Origin of the sequence: Streptomyces sp. NBC_00620, assembly GCF_026341825.1 — a bacterium.
Lineage (GTDB): Bacteria > Actinomycetota > Actinomycetes > Streptomycetales > Streptomycetaceae > Streptomyces.
This window is the reverse complement of sequence record NZ_JAPENY010000002.1, coordinates 1,167,570-1,185,208: the sequence shown is the minus strand read 5'-3', so window position 1 is coordinate 1,185,208 and position 17,639 is coordinate 1,167,570. Positions and strand designations below refer to the sequence as shown.

Below are 17,639 nucleotides of genomic sequence, written 5' to 3'. Positions count from 1 at the left end.
CTTGTGGCACCGCCTCCGTTCCGCCTCTTCTGCTGTGCGGCGGCTGTTCGAACACCGCCGCATCGCGCGGAACGTTACCGTATCGCGATCAGATGACCACTTCGACGCCCTCGCCCGGAGATTTACCCGACACCCGTTCGGACTCCAGGGCCTGCTGAAGGATAATCACAGCGGCCGCCTGATCGATGACGGACCGGCCCTTCTTGGACTTCACACCCGAGGCGCGCAGGCCCTGACTGGCCGTCACCGTGGTCATCCGCTCGTCCACCAGCCGCACCTCGATGGGCGCGATCCCCTGGGCGAGGTCCTGGGCGAAGGCGCGGACCTTGACCGCGGCCGGGCCCTCGCCCCCCTTGAGGGAGCGAGGGAGGCCGACGATCACCTCGATGGGTTCGTACTCCTCGACGAGTTGCTTCAACCGGCGCTGTGCGGCGGGGACATCGCGCCCCGGGACCGTCTCGACCGGAGTCGCGAGGATCCCGTCGGGGTCGCACGAGGCGACCCCGATACGGGCGTCCCCGACGTCGATCGCGAGACGACGTCCTCTGCGCATGTCCACAGGCCCTACTTGGCCGTCTCGGCGACGAGCCGCTCGACCGCGTCTACGGCCTCACCGATGGCGGCCGGGTTCTGGCCGCCGCCCTGGGCGACGTCCGGCTTGCCGCCACCGCCGCCGCCGAGGGTCTTGGCGGCCGTACGGACCAGATCGCCAGCCTTGAGTCCGCGCTCGCGGGCGGCCTCGTTGGTGGCGATGACCGTGAGCGGCTTGCCGTTGGCGGTTGTGAAGAGGGCGACCACGGCGGCCCGTCCGCCCTGGATGCGGCCGCGCACGTCGAGGACCAGCTTGCGCAGGTCGTCGGCGGAGGTGCCGTCCGGGACCTGGCCGGTGACGAGGGCGACACCGTGTACGTCCTTGGCGGAGTCGACGAGACCGCCGGCGGCCTGGAGGACCTTCTCCGCGCGGAACTTCTCGATCTCCTTCTCGGCGTCCTTCAGCTTGCCGAGCATGGCGGAGATCTTCTCCGGAAGCTCCTCGGGACGGCCCTTGACCAGCTCCTGGAGCTGGGCGACGACCGTGTGCTCGCGGGCGAGGAAGTTGTACGCGTCCACGCCGACCAGGGCTTCGATGCGACGCACGCCGGAGCCGATGGACGACTCGCCGAGCAGCTTGACCAGGCCGAGCTGGGCGGTGTTGTGGACGTGCGTGCCGCCGCACAGCTCCTTGGAGAAGTCGCCGATGGTGACGACGCGGACCCGCTCGCCGTACTTCTCGCCGAACTCGGCGATGGCGCCCTGCTTCTTGGCCTCGTCGAGGCTCAGGACCTCGGCGTGCACGTCCAGGTCGCGGGCGAGCACCTCGTTGATCTGCTGCTCGACATCGGTCATCACCGTGTGCGGTACGGCGGACGGGGAGCCGAAGTCGAAGCGGAAACGGCCGGGCTGGTTCTCGGAACCGGCCTGGGCGGCCGTCGGGCCGAGGGCGTCACGCAGGGCCTGGTGCGTGAGGTGCGTGGCCGAGTGGGCGCGGGCGATGGCCTTGCGGCGGCGGGCGTCGATGGAGGCCTGGGCCTTGGCGCCGACCGTGACCTCGCCGACCTGGACGACGCCCTTGTGGACGTACACGCCCGGGACCGGCTTCTGGCAGTCGCGGACCTCGATGACGGCACCGGTGTCGAGCCTGATGCGGCCGGTGTCGCCGATCTGTCCGCCGCCCTCGGCGTAGAACGGCGTGCGGTCCAGGACGATCTCGACCTCGTCGCCCTCGGTGGCGGCGGGCGACGAGGCACCGTCGACCAGGATGCCGACGATCGTCGACTCGCCCTCGGTGCGGTCGTATCCGATGAAGTCGGTCTCACCGGCAGCGTCGGCGATCTGGCGGTAGGCACCGAGGTCGGCATGGCCGGTCTTCTTGGACCGGGCGTCGGCCTTGGCCTTGTCCCGCTGCTCCTTCATCAGGCGGCGGAAGCCGTCCTCGTCCACCGAAAGGCCCTGTTCGGCGGCCATTTCGAGGGTGAGGTCGATCGGGAAGCCCCAGGTGTCGTGGAGCAGGAAGGCCTTGTCGCCGGGCAGCACCTTGCCGCCGGCGGCCTTGGTCTCGGTGACGGCGGTGTCGAGGATGTTCGTGCCGGCCCTCAGCGTCTTGACGAAGGCGGCCTCCTCGGCGAGGGCCACGGTCTCGATGCGCTTGCGGTCGGAGACCAGCTCCGGGTACTGCTGGCCCATCATCTCGATCACGACGTCGACGAGGTCCTGCACGACCGGGCCACTGGCTCCGAGCAGCCGCATGTTGCGGATGGCGCGGCGCATGATGCGCCGCAGCACATAGCCACGCCCCTCGTTGCCGGGCGAGACACCGTCGCCGATGAGCATCACGGACGTACGCATGTGGTCGGTGACCACGCGCAGGGAGACGTCGGAGTCGTGACCGGCGCCGTACTCGACGCCCGTCAGCTCGGTGGCCTTCCTGATGACGGCCATGGAGGTGTCGATCTCGTACAGGTTCTGCACGTCCTGCAGAATCATGGCGAGTCGCTCGAGGCCGAGGCCGGTGTCGATGTTCTTGCTCGGCAGGTCGCCGAGGATCTCGAAGTCCTCCTTCGAGGTGCCCTCGCCGCGCTCGTACTGCATGAAGACCAGGTTCCAGATCTCCACGTACCGCTCGTCGTTGACGGCCGGGCCGCCCTCGACGCCGAACTCCGGACCGCGGTCGTAGTTGATCTCGGAACACGGGCCGCAGGGGCCGGGTACGCCCATGGACCAGTAGTTGTCCTTCTTGCCGAGTCGCTGAATGCGCTCGGCGGGGACGCCGATCTTCTCGCGCCAGATCTGCTCGGCCTCGTCGTCGTCGAGGTAGACCGTGATCCACAGGCGCTCGGGGTCGAGCCCGTAACCACCCTTGTCCTGGGGCAGGGTGAGCAGCTCCCAGGCGTAGGTGATGGCGCCTTCCTTGAAGTAGTCGCCGAAGGAGAAGTTGCCGCACATCTGGAAGAACGTGCCGTGCCGGGTGGTCTTGCCGACCTCTTCGATGTCCGGGGTGCGTACGCACTTCTGCACGCTGGTGGCGCGCGACCACGGCGGCTTGACCTCACCGAGGAAGTACGGCTTGAAGGGGACCATGCCCGCGGGGACCAGGAGCAGAGTCGGGTCGTCCGCGATGAGCGACGCCGAGGGGACGACGGTGTGACCGCGCTCCTCGTAGAAGCTCAACCAGCGGCGGCGAATCTCGGCCGACTCCATCAGTGGTCCTCATTCCGGTTGTACGAGTACGTCGACCTCTCGACGTACTTCGGGTTGTTGCGGTTCTCGATCGCGGCGTGGCGTCGCTGGCCCGGGAGTTCGTGGTCGACGGGTGCGTTCAGGCCGAGCACCTCGTCGAGTTCGGCCTCCCGCTGGACCATTCCGTCGCGGACGTCGAGCGCGAAGTCCTTGAGCCGGTGGCCCGCGTCGATCGCCTTGTTCGCGGCCTGCGCCGCGAGGCTTTCGGGGGTCAGCTGCTTGAGCTTGCGATTGACTTTGGTGGTGGCCCACACACCGGCGGCTGCGCCCGCGGTGAACCAGAACGTACGGCGGAACATCGCTGCGTCAGTCCTTCTTCCGCTTTCCCCGTCGTGCGGACGGGACGGTGCGGCCCACGATCACGGTACGTCGGGACGCCTTGGGGGGCTCGTTCTCACGGCGGCCTCCGATGGCCCGGCGCACGCCGTAGCCGAACGCCGCGACCTTGACCAGGGGGCCGCCGAAGGTGGAGGCGACCGTGGTGGACAGCGCCGACGCGTTCGACGTGACCTCCTGGACGTCCGAGGCGATGGCGTCGACGCGGTCGATCTGGGTCTGTGCGGAGCGCACCGCCGAGGAGGCGTCGGCCAGCAGCGGGACGGCCTGGTCGGTCACGTCCGCCACGAGCTTGGTGGTCGCCCTGAGCGTCTGGGCCAGCCTCGCCAGCGCGACGGCGAGAAAGGAGACCAGGATCGCCCAGAAGACGGCCACCAGGATCCCGGCCACCTCTCCACCGGACACTGTGTGCACCCGCTCCCTGATACGTGCATTGAACATCGGAAACCAAAAATTCAGTTTCCCGAGCCTATCGCGCCGGGGCCGCCGGTCCGTACCGCATTACCGCCGCCCGGCGCCAGAGTTGCGCGAAGCGATTGTACGGACCGCTTACGGGTCAGTACGCTCCGTGTTCCATGCGAGGCTCTCAGCGCTCCGACCGTTCACCGCTCGGCAATCTGCCCCTGGAACTCAACGCGTTCGTGGGCCGCTCGACCGAACTGGCGCGGCTCGCAGAGGCCCTGGAGACGGCCCGCCTGGTGACCGTGACGGGCATGGGAGGCGTCGGCAAGTCACGGTTCGCGGCGCGTGCCGCGGCACGCGCCGACGTACGCGACGGGGCTTGGCGCGTGGAACTCTCCGCGGTGCGTGAGCCGGAACTCGTCGAGCACGCGGTGGTCGAGGCCCTCAGCCTGACGGATCACACGTCGAAACCGCCACGCCAGGTCCTTGCCGACCATCTCGCCGAGCGCCAACTCCTGCTGGTCCTCGACGGGTTCGAGCACCTGGTGGACGTGTGCGCCTCGCTGGTGGCCGAGCTGCTGAGGTGTGCGCCGGGGCTGCGGGTACTGGCCGTGGGGCGCAGGCCGCTGGACGTCGAGGGCGAGTTGCTGTTCCCGCTGGCGCCGCTGGCCGAGCCGGAGGCGGCGGAGCTGTTCGAGAACCGGGCGGCGGCGCGGGTACCCGGGTTCGCGCTGGACGACGGCAACCGGTCCGACGTACGGGAGCTGTGCCGGCGCCTCGACGGGATCCCGCTCGCCGTCGAGCTGGCGGCGGGGCGGCTGAGCGCCCTCTCCCCCGCGCAGTTGCTGTCCCGCCTGGAGGACCGCTTCCGGTTGCTGACGGGCGGCGGGCGCGACGCGCTGCCACGGCATCAGACCCTGCGTACGGCGATCGGCTGGAGCCATGAACTGTGCACACGCGAGGAACGGCTGCTGTGGTCACGCCTGTCGGTCTTCGCGGGGCAGTTCGACCTGGAAGCCGTCGAGTACGTGTGCAGCGGCGAAGGGCTGCACACCGACGACGTACTCGACGTGCTGGGCGAGCTGCTCGCCCAGTCCGTGCTGTCCCGCGAGGAGACGGCGGCGGGCGTGCGCTACCGGATGCTGGACACGGTCCGGGCGTACGGCGCCGACTGGCTGGAGGCCACGGGCGATGCGCCACGGCTGCGGCGTCGCCACCGCGACTGGTACATGGGCCTGGCCACCTGGTGCGAGCTGGACTGGTTCTCGCCGCGGCAGGGCGAGGTCGCCGCACGCGTCGAGACGGAGCTGCCGAATCTGCGCGGCGCACTCGAGCACTGCCTGACCGAGCCGGGTGAGGCGCATCTGGGCCAGTACCTCGCGGGCACCCTCTGGTTCTACTGGGTCGGCTGCGGCCGGCTCTCGGAGGGGCGGCACTGGCTGGAGCGCGGCGTCGAACTCGACAGCGACCGTGATCAGTCGCGGCTCAAGGCGCTGTGGGTGCTGGGCTATGTGGCAGTTCTGCAGGGCGACATGGTGCCCGCCCTGACCGCGCTCCAGGAGTGCCGCGAGGAGGCGGACCGTACCGGCAACCCCACGGCAGTGGCGTACGCCGAGCACCGCACCGGCTGCCTTGCCCTGGTCACGGACGACATGCCGCGCGCCGAAACCCTGCTGCGCTCGGCACTGGACCGCTACCACCGGATCGGCGAGCTCAACAGCAATGTGCTGATGGGCCAGGTCGAGCTGGCGATGGCCCTGGCGTTCCAGGGGGATCTGCCGGGTGCGGTGAAGCTGTGCGAGGACGTCCGCCGGGTGTGTGAGGACCACGGGGAGCGCTGGGCACTGGCGTACGCCTTGTACGTCCTGGCGTACGGGGCCCAGGCCGGGGGCGACCAGGCGCGGGCCCGGCATCTCCTGGAGGAGGGCATCGGCATCGGCCATGCCTTCAACGATCTGCTCGGCACGGTCCTCGCGATCGAGCTGCTCGCGCTCATCACCGCGAAGGAGGGCGATCCGGCGGAGGCCGCGCTGCTGCAGGGGGCGGCGTCCCGGATGTGGCCGTCGGTGGGTCTGCCGCTGTTCGGCTCGGCGTACTACAACGCCCCGCACGAGCGGTGCGAGGCGAGTGCCCGGGAGCAGCTGGGTGACGAGCGGTACGAGGAGTGCGTACGGGAAGGGGCGGGCCTCGGGCAGGAGGCGACGGTGGCGCGGGCACTGGGGCGGGCCGGGGCCCGGCCGCTCGGTGCGGTGCCGGCGCCGCGCGGGCTGCCCCCGAACATGCGGAAGCCCGCCGTCTCGCCCACCTCGAAGGGCGGGGAGACGACGGGCTGACGCGCAGGTGGTGCTACGTCCGCTGGAGAAAGATCAGCGGGCGTAGTACTCGACGACGAGCTGCTCGTCGCAGATCACCGGGATCTCCTTGCGGTTCGGCTCGCGGTCCAGGCGGAACGCCAGGGCGCCGAGGTTCACCTGGAGGTAGCGCGGGGTCTCGCCGTCGGGGGCGAACCCACCGGCGCGGGAGACCTCGAACAGCGTCTTGCTGCGGCTGCGCTCGCGGACCATGACGACGTCGTCGGGCTTGACGCGGAACGACGGCTTGTCGACCTTGCCACCGTTGACCTCGATGTGGCCGTGGACGACCATCTGGCGGGCCTGGTAGATCGTGCGGGCGATGCCCGAACGCAGGACCAGCGCGTCGAGACGGCGCTCGAGCTCGATGATCAGGGCCTCACCGGTCTTGCCCTGGACCTTGGAGGCACGCTCGTAGGCGCGGACGAGCTGGCGCTCGGACACGTCGTACTGCGCGCGCAGACGCTGCTTCTCGAGCAGACGGACCTTGTAGTCCGAGTTCTGCTTACGGCCACGGCCGTGCTCGCCCGGCGGGTAGGGGCGGGCCTCGAAGTACTTGACGGCCTTCGGGGTCAGCGCGATGCCGAGGGCACGCGACTTCTTGACCTTGGGGCGGGACTGATTCGCCACTTCTTCTCTTTCCTGGGTTTCGGCTCACCAGAGTTAAGGGAGGTCGCATCCGCAGTCTGGGAAACCCTGCGGGCCCGTGTGGACCTGCTGGGCAGCCGCTCCCTGGACTGGGCACATACGTGCAGCACGCGAGTGGCCCACCGACCGTTTCCCGATAACGGGAGGGTGGTGGGCTGCCCGCGACACCTTCGACGGTGCGCGACGCTCCTGGAATCCCCCCGTGGAGGCGGGGGCTCCGGCTGGATGTCCCGTTCTGGTGGTGCCGACCGGAGCCGGACACGGGACGCAGCGCTTCGAGAATTCTACAGGGTGCTCAGGCCCGCCCTCGACCCAGGTGCTTCCTGGTCCATTCCACCGCGTCCGCGTAGCGCGCCTCGGCGCCGTGGCGGGTCGGCGTGTAGTACTCCCGGTCCTTGAGCTCCTCCGGGGCGTACTGCTGGGAAGCGATGCCCTCGGGCAGGTCGTGCGGGTACACGTACCCCTGCGCGTGCCCGAGCTTGGCGGCGCCCTTGTAGTGCCCGTCGCGCAGATGCATCGGTACGGGGCCCGCGTGCCCCTTGCGTACGTCCTCCATGGCGGCGCCGATCGCCATGGTCGCGGCGTTGGACTTCGGGGCCAGGGCGAGGGCGATGGTGGCGTGGCTGAGGGTGAGGGCGGCCTCGGGGAAGCCGATCATGGCGACGGCCTGGGCGGCCGCGACGGCTATGGGCAGTGCGTTCGGATCGGCCAGGCCGATGTCCTCGCTGGCGGAGATCATCAGGCGGCGGGCGATGAAGCGGGGGTCCTCACCGGCCTCGATCATCCGGGCCAGGTAGTGCAGGGCGGCGTCCACATCCGAGCCGCGGATGGACTTGATGAGCGCGCTCGCCACGTCGTAGTGCTGGTCGCCGTCGCGGTCGTACTTCACGGCGGCCCGGTCGACCGTCTCCTCCAGGGTCTGGAGGGTGATCTCCGGCTCGCCCTTGTCGAGCGCGGCCCCGGCGGCGGCTTCCAGGGCGGTGAGCGCGCGGCGGGCGTCACCGCCGGCGATCCGCAGCAGGTGTTCCGCGGCGTCCTCGGGGAGGGTGACGGCGTCTTTGAGGCCGCGTTCGTCGGAGAGCGCGCGCTTGAGGAGGCCGCGCAGGTCGTCGTCGCTGAGCGGTTCGAGGGTGAGGAGGAGGGAGCGGGAGAGCAAGGGCGAGATGATCGAGAAGTAAGGGTTCTCGGTGGTCGCGGCGATCAGCGTCACCCAGCGGTTCTCGACGGCCGGGAGGAGGGAGTCCTGCTGGGCCTTGCTGAAGCGGTGGATCTCGTCGAGGAAGAGGACGGTCTCCTTGCCGAAGCCGCCGGTGGCGCGGCGCGCGCTTTCGATGACGGCGCGCACTTCCTTGACGCCCGCGGTGATCGCGGAGAGTTCGACGAAGCGCTTGTTCGTGGCCTTGGAGACCACATAGGCCAGGGTCGTCTTGCCGGTGCCAGGAGGGCCCCAGAGGATCACTGACGAGGGCCCGGCCGGGCCTTTGCCGCTCTCTTCGACCAGTCTGCGCAGGGGTGAGCCCGGCTTCAGCAGATGCTGCTGGCCCACGACCTCGTCGAGGACGCGCGGGCGCATCCGGACCGCCAGCGGACTGCTGGACGGGTCCCTCTCCTGGCGCTCTTCCGCCGCGGCGGTGAATAGGTCGGGCTCCACGTGCAAAACCCTATGTCACGCCACTGACATTCCCCTCGGCGCTGTCAGCTCATCCAGAAGTCCCACCAGCGCGTCAGGATCAGCATCCCGATGATCCCGATGTGCAGCACCGGCAGGACCCAGGTGAACTCGCCGAAGAAGCTCTTCAGCCAGCTCGGCGCCGGCAGGAATCCGTTGCGGATGTTGGACGAGGTCACGTACCAGAACATGATGATCGTCGCGACCCATGCCAGGCAGCACCACAGGCAGAGCGAGTTGATGCGGTACAGCGACTGGAACTGCAGCCAGGTGCAGAATCCGACGCCGAAGAGCGTGCCGAAGTTGAAGGTCAGCCAGTACCAGCGCGGGAAGGTCGCGCGGGCGAGCAGGCTCATGCCGACGCCGATCACGATGGCGTACGTCGCGAGACCGAGCATCGGGTTGGGGAACCCGAAGGCCGAGGCCTGGTCGCTCTTCATGATGTTGCCGCAGGAGACGACCGGGTTCAGGCTGCACCCGGGCACGAAGTTCGGGTTCTCGAGCAGCTTGAACTTGTCGATCGTGATGACCCACGCGGCAAGAAGGCCGGCCGCACCGGTGATCACCAGCAGCAGGGCGAGCGCACGACTGCCGCCGACCGTCCGCGGAGCGGCGGCGGTGCGGTCTTCCCGGTCGGAGGAGACGTCCTTGACTGTCGTCTTGCTCATCACGCCGTTTCCGTAGCTTCGAAGGGGCCTGCGGGCACGGACATTGTGCCGCACGCGCCCGCGTGTCCACCGTTCGATGGACATAAGGAAGTACGCACGGTCGTCCCGGAGGGTCCGGTTCGGCGAGAGGCTCGTCGGCATGACGACTCACACGGACCAACTCGCGGTGGACGTACGGGGCCTGCGCAAGCGGTACGGCGACGTGACCGCCGTCGACGGCATCGATCTCGGCATCCGGCAGGGCGAGGTGTTCGGCCTGCTGGGACCCAACGGGGCTGGCAAGAGCACGACCGTGGAGATCCTCCAGGGCAACCGCGGCCGGGACGCGGGCGAGGTCTCCGTACTCGGCACCGACCCGGCGAAGGCCACGCGCGCGTGGCGCTCGCGCGTCGGCATCGTGTGGCAGGACGAATCCGCGCCCGCCGAGTTGACGGTGCGCGAGACCGTGCGGCATTTCGCCCGCTATTACCCCAAGCCCCGCGATCCCGGGGAAGTCATCGGTCTGGTCGGTCTGGAGGAGAAGGCCGGCAGCCGCATCAAGGCGCTCTCGGGCGGCCAGCGCAGGCGGCTCGACGTGGCGCTCGGCGTGATCGGGGACCCCGACCTGCTGCTCCTGGACGAGCCGACCACCGGCTTCGACCCGGCGGCCCGGCGGCAGTTCTGGGAGCTGATCCGGAAACTGGCCGACGAGGGCACGACGATCCTGCTGACCACGCACTACCTGGAGGAGGCGGAGGCGCTCGCGCACCGGCTCGCGGTCATCGCGAAGGGTCAGGTCGTCGCCGAGGGCGAGCCCGCCGCGCTGCGGGAGCGCTACGGCACCGGGGCCACCGTGGAGTGGGCGGAGTCCGACGGCACGCCGCGCACCGAGCACACAGACACACCGACCCGTACGGTCGCGGAGCTGACCCGCCGCTTCGACGGCGAGATTCCGGGGCTTCGCGTGCTCCGTCCCACCTTGGAGGACGTCTATCTGCGACTGACCGGACAGGAGGACGGACGATGACCACGACCGCCGTACGCACACGTGGAGAGGCCGTTGCCGGGCGGCTTCCCGGGGCCTGGGGGCTCGGGCTCCACCAAGGCGCCCTGGAACTCAAGCAGTTCTTCCGCCAGCGCGAGCAGGTGGTGTTCACCTTCGCCTTCCCGGTCGTCTTCCTCTTCCTGTTCGCGTCGATCTTCAGCGACGACGTGGCGGGCGCGGGCATCACCGCCTCGCAGCTGTACGTCCCCGCGATGATGGCCGCGGGGATCATGTCCACCAGCTTCCAGTCCCTCGGCATCTCGATCGCGATCGAACGGGACGAGAAGGTGCTGCGGCGGCTGCGCGGCACGCCGATGCCACCGGCCGCGTACTTCCTCGGCAAGATCTGGCTGGTTCTCGTGACCGGCGTGCTGGAGACGGCGGTGCTGCTCCTGGTCGGCACCACGCTGTACGACGTCGATCTGCCCTCCGACATCGGCAAGTGGTTCGACTTCGCCTGGGTCTTCGTTCTGGGGCTCACGGCGTGCGCCCTGCTCGGCATCGCGATCAGCTCGGTCCCGAAGTCCGGCAGGAGCGCCACCTCCGTGGTCGTACTGCCCTTCCTGGTACTGCAGTTCATCTCCGGGGTGTACATCGCGATCGACACGATCCCGGACTGGATGCTGAACATCGGCGCGCTGTTCCCGCTGAAGTGGATGTGCCAGGGGCTGCGCGGTGTGTTCCTGCCGGAGTCGGCGAGCGTCCTCGAACAGGCGGGCAGTTGGGAGTTCGGGCGGATCGCCCTGGTGCTCGGGGCGTGGTGCGTCGGAGGATTGCTGCTGTGTCTGCTGACCTTCCGGTGGAAGAACCGGCGCGACGGATGAGTACCGGTGTCCCGGGCAGGCCTCTCGACGCTCCGGGGTCGGTGCCGGACGAGCCGCTGGAACCGGCGGTGCCGCGGGAAACGAACGGGCAGCGGGAGTCGAGCGGGCCGCGGGAGTCGGACACCTGGGACCGCTCGTTCCTGCTGTGGGACACGTACTTCGCGATCGTGTGGGTGGCCACCCTGGTGTTCGTGCTCGGCACGAACTATCCGGGGTGGCACGTCCGCGTCGCCGCCGCGGGGCTGCTTCTGCTGCTGGTTCCCTGGTACGTGGCGGTCGGGCGCCCCATCCTCACTTCCGAGCTCCCGGACGAGAGGCACGCCCTCGGCTACATCGCGGGCGCGATCGTGCTCCTCCTCCCGCCCGGCGTACTGGTCGGCGAGACCCGCCTGATGACGTTCGCGCTGGTGCCCCAGTGCTTCATGGCGCTGCGCCTGCGCTGGGCCCTCACCGCCGTGACGGTCATCAACATCGCGCCGGTAGTGGGCTGGGCACTGCTGTGGTGGCCCAGCGACCATGCCGTCTTCTTCAACTCCGTCTTCGCCGTGGTCACCCTCGTCTTCTCGGCGACCCTGGGCAGCTGGATCATCCGCATCATCGACCAGAGCCGCGAACGGGCCTCGCTGATCGCCGAGTTGGACGCCGGCCGTCATGAGATCTCCCGGCTCTCCGCCGCGCACGGCGCGCTCGCGGAGCGCGAGCGGTTCTCCCGGGAGATCCACGACACCCTCGCGCAGGGCTTCACCAGCCTGCTGATGCTCGTCCAGGCCGTCGAGGCAGAGCTCGACCGCGATCTGCCGCAGGCCCGCCGCCACTTGGCCCTGATGGCCGAGACCGCCCGGCAGAACCTCGCCGAGGCGCGGGCCCTGGTCGCCGGAGGCACACCGGCCGACCTCGACGGCGCCTCGCTGCCCGACGCGCTGCGCCGCCTCGCCGCCCGCCAGGACGCGACCGTCGAGGTGACCGGTCCCGTGCGCGCGGTCCCCGCCGCGGCCGAGGTGGTCGTCCTGCGCTCCTGCCAGGAGGCGCTGACCAACGCCCGTAAGCACGCGGGCGGTTCGGCTGCCGTCAGCATCGCCCTGGCGTACGCCGCCGGGGCCCTCACCGTGTCCGTGCGCGACGACGGCCCCGGTTTCGACCCCGCCGCGCCGGTCGGCGGCTACGGTCTGGCGGGCCTGCGCTCCCGGGCCGCCGAGGTGGACGGCACGGCGCAGGTGCGCAGTTCGCCCGGCGCCGGTACCACCGTCACCGTCCGCCTGCCCGTCCCAAGGAGTGGCTCGTGATCCGGATCGTCCTCGCCGACGACCATCCCGTCGTACGCGAAGGGCTGCGCGCGATGCTCAGCGCCGAGCCCGACCTCGAGGTGATCGCCGACGCGTCCAGCGGGCCTCAGGCGGAGGCGCTGGCCGCCGAACTCCGGCCCGACATCGTGCTCATGGACCTGCGTATGCCGGGTGGCGGGGGTGTCGACTCGATCGTCCGGATGACCGCGGCCGGATTGCCGTGCCGGGTCGTCGTGCTGACGACGTACGAGACGGACCGGGACATCCTGCGGGCCGTGGAGGCCGGGGCTGCGGGGTATCTGCTCAAGGATCTGCCGCGCGGTGAGCTCGCGGACGCGGTTCGGGCGGCGGCTCGTGGGGAGACGGTGCTCGCGCCGTCCGTGGCCGCGCGGCTCGTCGACCAGCTCCGTACAAAGCCGGAGCGGCCTCGGCTGTCCGAGCGCGAGGCGGCTGTCCTTCGGCTGGTCGCCGAAGGGTGCACCAACGCGGAGATCGGGCGGCGGTTGTTCATCGGGGAGTCCACCGTGAAGACCCATCTGCTGCGGGTCTTCGGGAAGTTGGGGGTGGATGACCGGACGGCGGCGGTGACGAGTGCGATGCGGTTCGGGTTGCTGGAGTGAGGTTTTCGCCCCTCCGCCCCTTCCCGTCCCGCACCTGGGGGCTGCCGCCCCCAGACCCCCGCCATCGGCCTGAACGGCCTCGTCCTCAAACGCCGGACGGGCTAAAAGATCTTTAGCCCCGTCCGGCGTTTGAGGACGAGAAACCCCTCAGCCCAGCCTCGACCCCAGCTCCGCCACGAGCTCGCCGACCGCCACCGCGACCTGCTCCCCCGACTCCATGTCCTTCAACTGCACAACGCCTTCGGCGAGATCCCGCTCACCGGCGACGATCGTGTAACGCGCCCCCGACCGGTTCGCGTTCTTCATCGCGCCCTTGAGCCCCTTCGCCCCGTAGGAGAAGTCCGCCGCGACCCCCGCCCTGCGCAGCTCGGTGACCACGCCGAAGAGCACACGCCGGGCCTCCTCCCCCAGCGGCACCGCGAACACACTGGTGGACGCCGGGAGTTCGAGGGACACACCTTCGGCCTCCAGGGCGAGGACCGTACGGTCGACGCCGAGGGCCCACCCCACGGACGGCAGCGCGGGCCCGCCGATCATCTCGGAGAGGCCGTCGTACCGGCCGCCGCCGCCGACCGCGGACTGGGAACCGAGACCGTCGTGGACGAACTCGAAGGTGGTCCGGGTGTAGTAGTCCAGCCCGCGCACGAGCCTCGGGTCGTCCTCGAAGGAGACGCCCGCGGCCGTGATCAGCTCGCGCACCTCCTCGTGGTACGCCTTGCACGCGTCACACAGGTAGTCACGCAGCAGCGGCGCACCCACCAGCTGCTTCTGGACGTCGTCGCGCTTGTCGTCGAGGACCCGCAGCGGGTTGATCTCGGCACGGCGGAGCGTCTCCTCGTCCAGGTTGAGCCCGCGCAGGAAGTCCTGAAGGGCGGCCCGGTAGACGGGACGGCACTCCTTGTCCCCGAGGGAGTTGAGCAGGATGCGGAAGTCGCGCAGCCCGAGCGAGCGGTACGCCTGGTCGGCCAGGATGATCAGCTCGGCGTCGAGCGCCGGGTCCTCCGCGCCGATCGCCTCGGCGCCCACCTGCGAGAAGTGCCTGTAGCGGCCCTTCTGGGGGCGCTCGTAGCGGTAGTAGGAGCCCGAGTACCAGAGCTTGACGGGAAGGTTGCCCGCCTTGTGCAGGTTGGCCTCGAGCGCGGCGCGCAGCACGGACGCGGTGCCCTCCGGGCGCAGCGCCAGCTGGTCACCGCCCTTGGTCTCGAAGGCGTACATCTCTTTGGTCACGATGTCGGTGGACTCGCCGACCCCGCGCGCGAACAGCTCGACGTTCTCGAAGCCGGGCGTCTCGATGTAGCCGTAGCCGGAGTTCCGGAGCGGCGCCGCGATCGCCTCGCGGACCGCGAGGTACTTCGCGCTCTCCGGCGGGATCAGGTCGTACGTGCCCTTGGGGGCCTTGAAGGTGCTCACGGGAAGTCTCTCGTCACAATCCTCGTCGGGGAGCGTCCGTGCTCCCGAGGCCGGCGGCCACTTCCCGCAGATACGGGTTGGTGGCGCGCTCCTGGCCGATGGTCGTCTGGGGGCCGTGGCCGGACAGCACTACGGTCGAGTCGTCGAGCGGCAGGCACACGCGGGCCAGCGAGTCGAGCATCTCGGCGTGCGAGCCGCCGGGCATGTCGGTGCGTCCGATGGAGCCGGCGAAGAGCAGATCCCCGGAGAAGAAAACGGAAGGAATCTCCGTGTTCTCGGGCATCTGGAAGGCCACCGACCCCTTGGTATGGCCGGGCGCGTGCGCGACGGACAGCTCCAGGCCGGCCAGTTCCAGCCGCGCGCCGTCGGTCAGCTCACGGACGTCGTCCGGCTCCCCCACGGTCAGCTCGCCCATCAGCGGCATCCCGATGGAACGGCCGAGCGCCTTCTCCGGGTCGCTCATCATGTACCGGTCCTCGGGGTGGATCCAGGCCGGTACGTCATGCGCTCCGCACACCGGGACGACCGAGGCGACATGGTCGATGTGGCCGTGGGTGAGGATGACCGCGACGGGCTTGAGCCGATGCTTCCTGATCGCGTCCTCGACTCCCTGGGTGGCCTGATGGCCGGGGTCGATGATCACGCACTCCTCACCCGCGCCGGGGGCGACCAGATAACAGTTGGTCCCCCAGGCCCCTGCGGGGAACCCGGCAATGAGCACGATCGTCCTTCGTTTGTGGCGTACGAGGTCATACGGCGTCGTACGGGGCGGGCGGCTGTGGATCAGAGCCTACCGGCGCTGCCGATTCCTCAGCGAACCCATATACGGTACGGGGCACACGCAGGCGGTCGGCTCACAAGACGCACGCGTCCCACTTGACGTACGAGACGCATGAGGAGAAAACCCGGTGGTCACCCAGGAGCAGCGGCGGCGTCAGCTCGCCCGGGAGAAGTTCTTGCGACAGCAGCAGCGGCGAACGGCCGCACGGCGCAAGACACGTGCACGGAACGCCATCATCGCCTCGGTTCTCGGCGTCATCGTGGTGGGCAGCATCGTGTCGTACGCGACCGGGGTGTTCAAGAACGACGACAGCAAGGCCAACGCGAGCGCTGACGTGACCCCGAGCGCCTCGCCGACGAGCGCGGCGCCTGACCCGTGCGAGAAGGCGGCCGCGGGCGAGGTGAAGACGCTGACCTGGAAGAAGGAGCCGGCGATCACCATCGACAAGTCCGCGGACTACACGATGAAGATGGCGACGACCTGCGGCGAGATAGACATCGCGCTGAAGACGGCCGCGGCGCCGCACACCGTGAACTCGTTCAACTTCCTCGCGGCCAAGGGCTTCTTCGACCACACGAAGTGCCACCGGCTCACCACGAACGGCATCTACGTGCTGCAGTGCGGTGACCCGACGGGCACCGGCTCCGGCACCCCCGGCTACACGATCCCGGACGAGAACCTGAAGGACAAAACCCTGACGGGAGGCGTGTACCCGGCGGGCACGGTGGCGATGGCCAACACGTACGACGCCACGACGGACAAGGGCCGTGACACCGGCGGCAGCCAGTTCTTCCTCGTGTACCAGGACAGTCAGCTGCCGGCCAACTACACACCGTTCGGAACTATTTCCAAGTCCGGAATGACGGTCCTGGAGAAGATCGCCAAAGCCGGCGAGAACACCGGCGCGGGCGACGGAGCACCCAACGCGACCGTCGTGATCAACAAGATGACCGTGACGAAATCCTGACCGCCAGCTGCGAAATTTCGGTCGCGCGGGATGCGGACAGCCGCCCCGCCGGTCGCCTATGTTGGCCGTGACGAAACTGTGGACGATGCCCGGGGGCGCTGACGCCTCTCGCAGGCATCATGTGGAGGAGGCGCTGTGAGCAGCGACCCGTGGGGCCGCGTCGACGAGACGGGGACCGTGTACGTGCGTACGGCCGACGGCGAGCAGGTTGTCGGTTCCTGGCAGGCCGGCTCTCCTGATGAGGCGCTGGCCTACTTCGAGCGCAAGTACGAAGGCCTGGTTGTCGAGATCGGCCTCCTCGAGAAGCGCGTGAAGACCACCGACCTGTCGGCGAAGGACGCGCAGACCGCCGTCGATCACCTGCGCGAGCAGGTGGACGCACACCACGCGGTCGGTGACCTGCACGCGCTGCGGCAGCGGCTGGACAAGCTCGTCGAGACGGTCGACGCGCGCCGTGAGGAGCGCAAGGCCCAGCGGGCGAAGCAGTCCGACGAGTCGCGGCATGCCAAGGAGGCGCTGGTCGTCGAGGCCGAGGAGCTGGCGCAGAGCGACCAGTGGCGAGCCGCCGGTGAACGGCTGCGCGCCCTTGTGGACACCTGGAAGGGGCTGCCGCGGCTCGACCGCAAGTCGGACGACGAGCTGTGGCACCGCTTCTCCCACGCGCGCTCGGCGTTCTCCAAGCGTCGCAAGGCGCACTTCGCCTCCTTGGACGCGCAGCGCGAGGACGCCCGCAAGGCCAAGGAAAAGCTGGTCACGGAGGCCGAGGCGCTGTCGGCCTCGACGGACTGGGGTCCGACGGCGGCGCGCTACCGCGAGCTGATGGCGGACTGGAAGGCCGCGGGCCGTGCCCAGCGCGAGCACGAGGACGATCTGTGGAACCGCTTCCGCGGCGCCCAGGACGTCTTCTTCGCCGCCCGCAGCTCGGTCTTCGCCGAGCGGGACGCCGAGCAGACGGAGAACCTGAAGCTCAAGGAGGAGCTGGCCGAGGAGGCCGAGAAGCTCGTCCCGGTGCAGGACCTGAAGGCGGCCCGCGCCGCCTTCCGCTCCATCAACGAGCGCTGGGAGGCCATCGGCCACGTGCCGCGCGACGCCCGCCCCAAGGTCGAGGGCCGGATGCACGCGGTGGAGCGGGCACTCCAGGAGTCCGAGGAGACCGAGTGGCGCCGGACGAACCCGGAGGCACGGGCTCGTGCCGAGGGTCTGACCGGTCAGCTTCAGGCAGCCGTGGACAAGTTGCAGGCCCAGATCGAGGCAGCTCGCTCGACCGGCAACACGTCCAAGGCGGACAAGCTCCAGAAGGAGCTGGACGGCCGTCAGGCGCTGCTCGACCAGGCTCTGAAGGGTCTGCAGGAGTTCGGCGGCTGAGGCAGGTCCGGGGCG

General features: G+C 69.6%; 16 protein-coding genes. 7 read left to right on the top strand and 9 right to left on the bottom strand.

Features of this window, described 5'->3' with window-relative positions:
• Nucleotides 1-88: 88 nt before the first annotated feature.
• From ruvX to OG246_RS24540, 4 genes are read right to left on the bottom strand one after another with little or no spacing between them, the layout of a single operon-like run.
• Complete coding sequence (ruvX, locus tag OG246_RS24555) at nucleotides 89-553, bottom strand: Holliday junction resolvase RuvX (RefSeq protein ID WP_266467585.1); 465 nt, start codon at nucleotides 551-553, stop codon at nucleotides 89-91.
• 11 nt (nucleotides 554-564) lie between these two features.
• Nucleotides 565-3,237, bottom strand: a complete 2,673-nt coding sequence (alaS, locus tag OG246_RS24550; protein ID WP_266467582.1) for an alanine--tRNA ligase — start codon at nucleotides 3,235-3,237, stop codon at nucleotides 565-567.
• The gene (locus OG246_RS24545) at nucleotides 3,237-3,575 is read right to left on the bottom strand and encodes a DUF6167 family protein (RefSeq protein WP_266467579.1); all 339 of its coding nucleotides are present in this window, start codon (nucleotides 3,573-3,575) and stop codon (nucleotides 3,237-3,239) included. Before OG246_RS24545 ends, alaS begins: the two co-directional genes overlap by 1 nt.
• A gap of 7 nt (nucleotides 3,576-3,582) precedes the next feature.
• On the bottom strand, nucleotides 3,583-4,026 hold the full coding sequence (locus OG246_RS24540) for a DUF948 domain-containing protein (RefSeq protein ID WP_266467576.1): 444 nt from the start codon (nucleotides 4,024-4,026) through the stop codon (nucleotides 3,583-3,585).
• A 161-nt stretch (nucleotides 4,027-4,187) separates the two neighbouring features.
• Between OG246_RS24540 and OG246_RS24535 the strand changes: the two genes are divergently transcribed.
• Nucleotides 4,188-6,347 (top strand): AAA family ATPase, encoded by a 2,160-nt coding sequence (locus tag OG246_RS24535; RefSeq protein ID WP_266467572.1) that lies wholly within the window; start codon nucleotides 4,188-4,190, stop codon nucleotides 6,345-6,347.
• Nucleotides 6,348-6,380: 33 nt separating this feature from the next.
• Here the strand turns inward: OG246_RS24535 and rpsD are convergent, their stop codons facing one another.
• From rpsD to OG246_RS24520, 3 genes are all read right to left on the bottom strand, one after another.
• On the bottom strand, nucleotides 6,381-6,995 hold the full coding sequence (gene rpsD, locus OG246_RS24530; RefSeq protein ID WP_043683972.1) for a 30S ribosomal protein S4: 615 nt from the start codon (nucleotides 6,993-6,995) through the stop codon (nucleotides 6,381-6,383).
• Nucleotides 6,996-7,308: 313 nt separating this feature from the next.
• On the bottom strand, nucleotides 7,309-8,664 hold the full coding sequence (locus OG246_RS24525) for a replication-associated recombination protein A (protein ID WP_266467561.1): 1,356 nt from the start codon (nucleotides 8,662-8,664) through the stop codon (nucleotides 7,309-7,311).
• Nucleotides 8,665-8,708: 44 nt separating this feature from the next.
• Entirely contained in the window at nucleotides 8,709-9,350 is a 642-nt protein-coding gene (locus OG246_RS24520) for a vitamin K epoxide reductase family protein (protein ID WP_266467558.1), read from the bottom strand.
• Nucleotides 9,351-9,489: 139 nt separating this feature from the next.
• Between OG246_RS24520 and OG246_RS24515 the strand changes: the two genes are divergently transcribed.
• The 4 genes from OG246_RS24515 to OG246_RS24500 are packed head-to-tail and all read left to right on the top strand — an operon-like array spanning nucleotide 9,490 to nucleotide 13,101.
• Nucleotides 9,490-10,356, top strand: a complete 867-nt coding sequence (locus OG246_RS24515) for an ABC transporter ATP-binding protein (protein WP_266467554.1) — start codon at nucleotides 9,490-9,492, stop codon at nucleotides 10,354-10,356.
• Complete coding sequence (locus OG246_RS24510) at nucleotides 10,353-11,198, top strand: ABC transporter permease (protein WP_266467551.1); 846 nt, start codon at nucleotides 10,353-10,355, stop codon at nucleotides 11,196-11,198. The genes OG246_RS24515 and OG246_RS24510 overlap by 4 nt, the downstream gene beginning before the upstream one ends.
• Complete coding sequence (locus OG246_RS24505) at nucleotides 11,195-12,481, top strand: sensor histidine kinase (protein WP_266467548.1); 1,287 nt, start codon at nucleotides 11,195-11,197, stop codon at nucleotides 12,479-12,481. The genes OG246_RS24510 and OG246_RS24505 overlap by 4 nt, the downstream gene beginning before the upstream one ends.
• Nucleotides 12,478-13,101: a response regulator transcription factor gene (locus OG246_RS24500; RefSeq protein WP_266467545.1), complete on the top strand. Its 624-nt coding sequence runs from the start codon at nucleotides 12,478-12,480 to the stop codon at nucleotides 13,099-13,101. The genes OG246_RS24505 and OG246_RS24500 overlap by 4 nt, the downstream gene beginning before the upstream one ends.
• Nucleotides 13,102-13,248: 147 nt before the next feature.
• Here OG246_RS24500 and hisS read toward each other — a convergent pair whose 3' ends face one another.
• Both hisS and OG246_RS24490 read right to left on the bottom strand, forming a co-directional pair.
• On the bottom strand, nucleotides 13,249-14,511 hold the full coding sequence (hisS, locus tag OG246_RS24495; protein WP_266467543.1) for a histidine--tRNA ligase: 1,263 nt from the start codon (nucleotides 14,509-14,511) through the stop codon (nucleotides 13,249-13,251).
• 13 nt (nucleotides 14,512-14,524) lie between these two features.
• Nucleotides 14,525-15,232, bottom strand: coding sequence for an MBL fold metallo-hydrolase (locus OG246_RS24490; RefSeq protein ID WP_266467540.1), 708 nt, complete (start codon nucleotides 15,230-15,232; stop codon nucleotides 14,525-14,527).
• Nucleotides 15,233-15,419: 187 nt separating this feature from the next.
• On the opposite strand from OG246_RS24490, the gene OG246_RS24485 reads away from it, so the two are divergent.
• Together OG246_RS24485 and OG246_RS24480 are read left to right on the top strand one after the other, a co-directional pair.
• Nucleotides 15,420-16,259 (top strand): peptidylprolyl isomerase, encoded by an 840-nt coding sequence (locus OG246_RS24485; RefSeq protein ID WP_266467538.1) that lies wholly within the window; start codon nucleotides 15,420-15,422, stop codon nucleotides 16,257-16,259.
• 135 nt (nucleotides 16,260-16,394) lie between these two features.
• Complete coding sequence (locus OG246_RS24480; RefSeq protein WP_266467535.1) at nucleotides 16,395-17,624, top strand: DUF349 domain-containing protein; 1,230 nt, start codon at nucleotides 16,395-16,397, stop codon at nucleotides 17,622-17,624.
• Nucleotides 17,625-17,639 lie beyond the last annotated feature (15 nt).

What these genes read in the sequence shown, in the direction of transcription:
- OG246_RS24510 (WP_266467551.1), top strand. Translation starts at nt 10,353, where the DNA reads ATGACCACGACCGCCGTACGCACACGTGGAGAGGCCGTTGCCGGGCGG.
- OG246_RS24545 (WP_266467579.1), bottom strand. Translation starts at nt 3,575, where the DNA reads ATGTTCCGCCGTACGTTCTGGTTCACCGCGGGCGCAGCCGCCGGTGTG.
- OG246_RS24515 (WP_266467554.1), top strand. Translation starts at nt 9,490, where the DNA reads ATGACGACTCACACGGACCAACTCGCGGTGGACGTACGGGGCCTGCGC.
- OG246_RS24535 (WP_266467572.1), top strand. Translation starts at nt 4,188, where the DNA reads ATGCGAGGCTCTCAGCGCTCCGACCGTTCACCGCTCGGCAATCTGCCC.
- OG246_RS24520 (WP_266467558.1), bottom strand. Translation starts at nt 9,350, where the DNA reads ATGAGCAAGACGACAGTCAAGGACGTCTCCTCCGACCGGGAAGACCGC.
- ruvX (WP_266467585.1), bottom strand. Translation starts at nt 553, where the DNA reads ATGCGCAGAGGACGTCGTCTCGCGATCGACGTCGGGGACGCCCGTATC.
- OG246_RS24505 (WP_266467548.1), top strand. Translation starts at nt 11,195, where the DNA reads ATGAGTACCGGTGTCCCGGGCAGGCCTCTCGACGCTCCGGGGTCGGTG.
- alaS (WP_266467582.1), bottom strand. Translation starts at nt 3,237, where the DNA reads ATGGAGTCGGCCGAGATTCGCCGCCGCTGGTTGAGCTTCTACGAGGAG.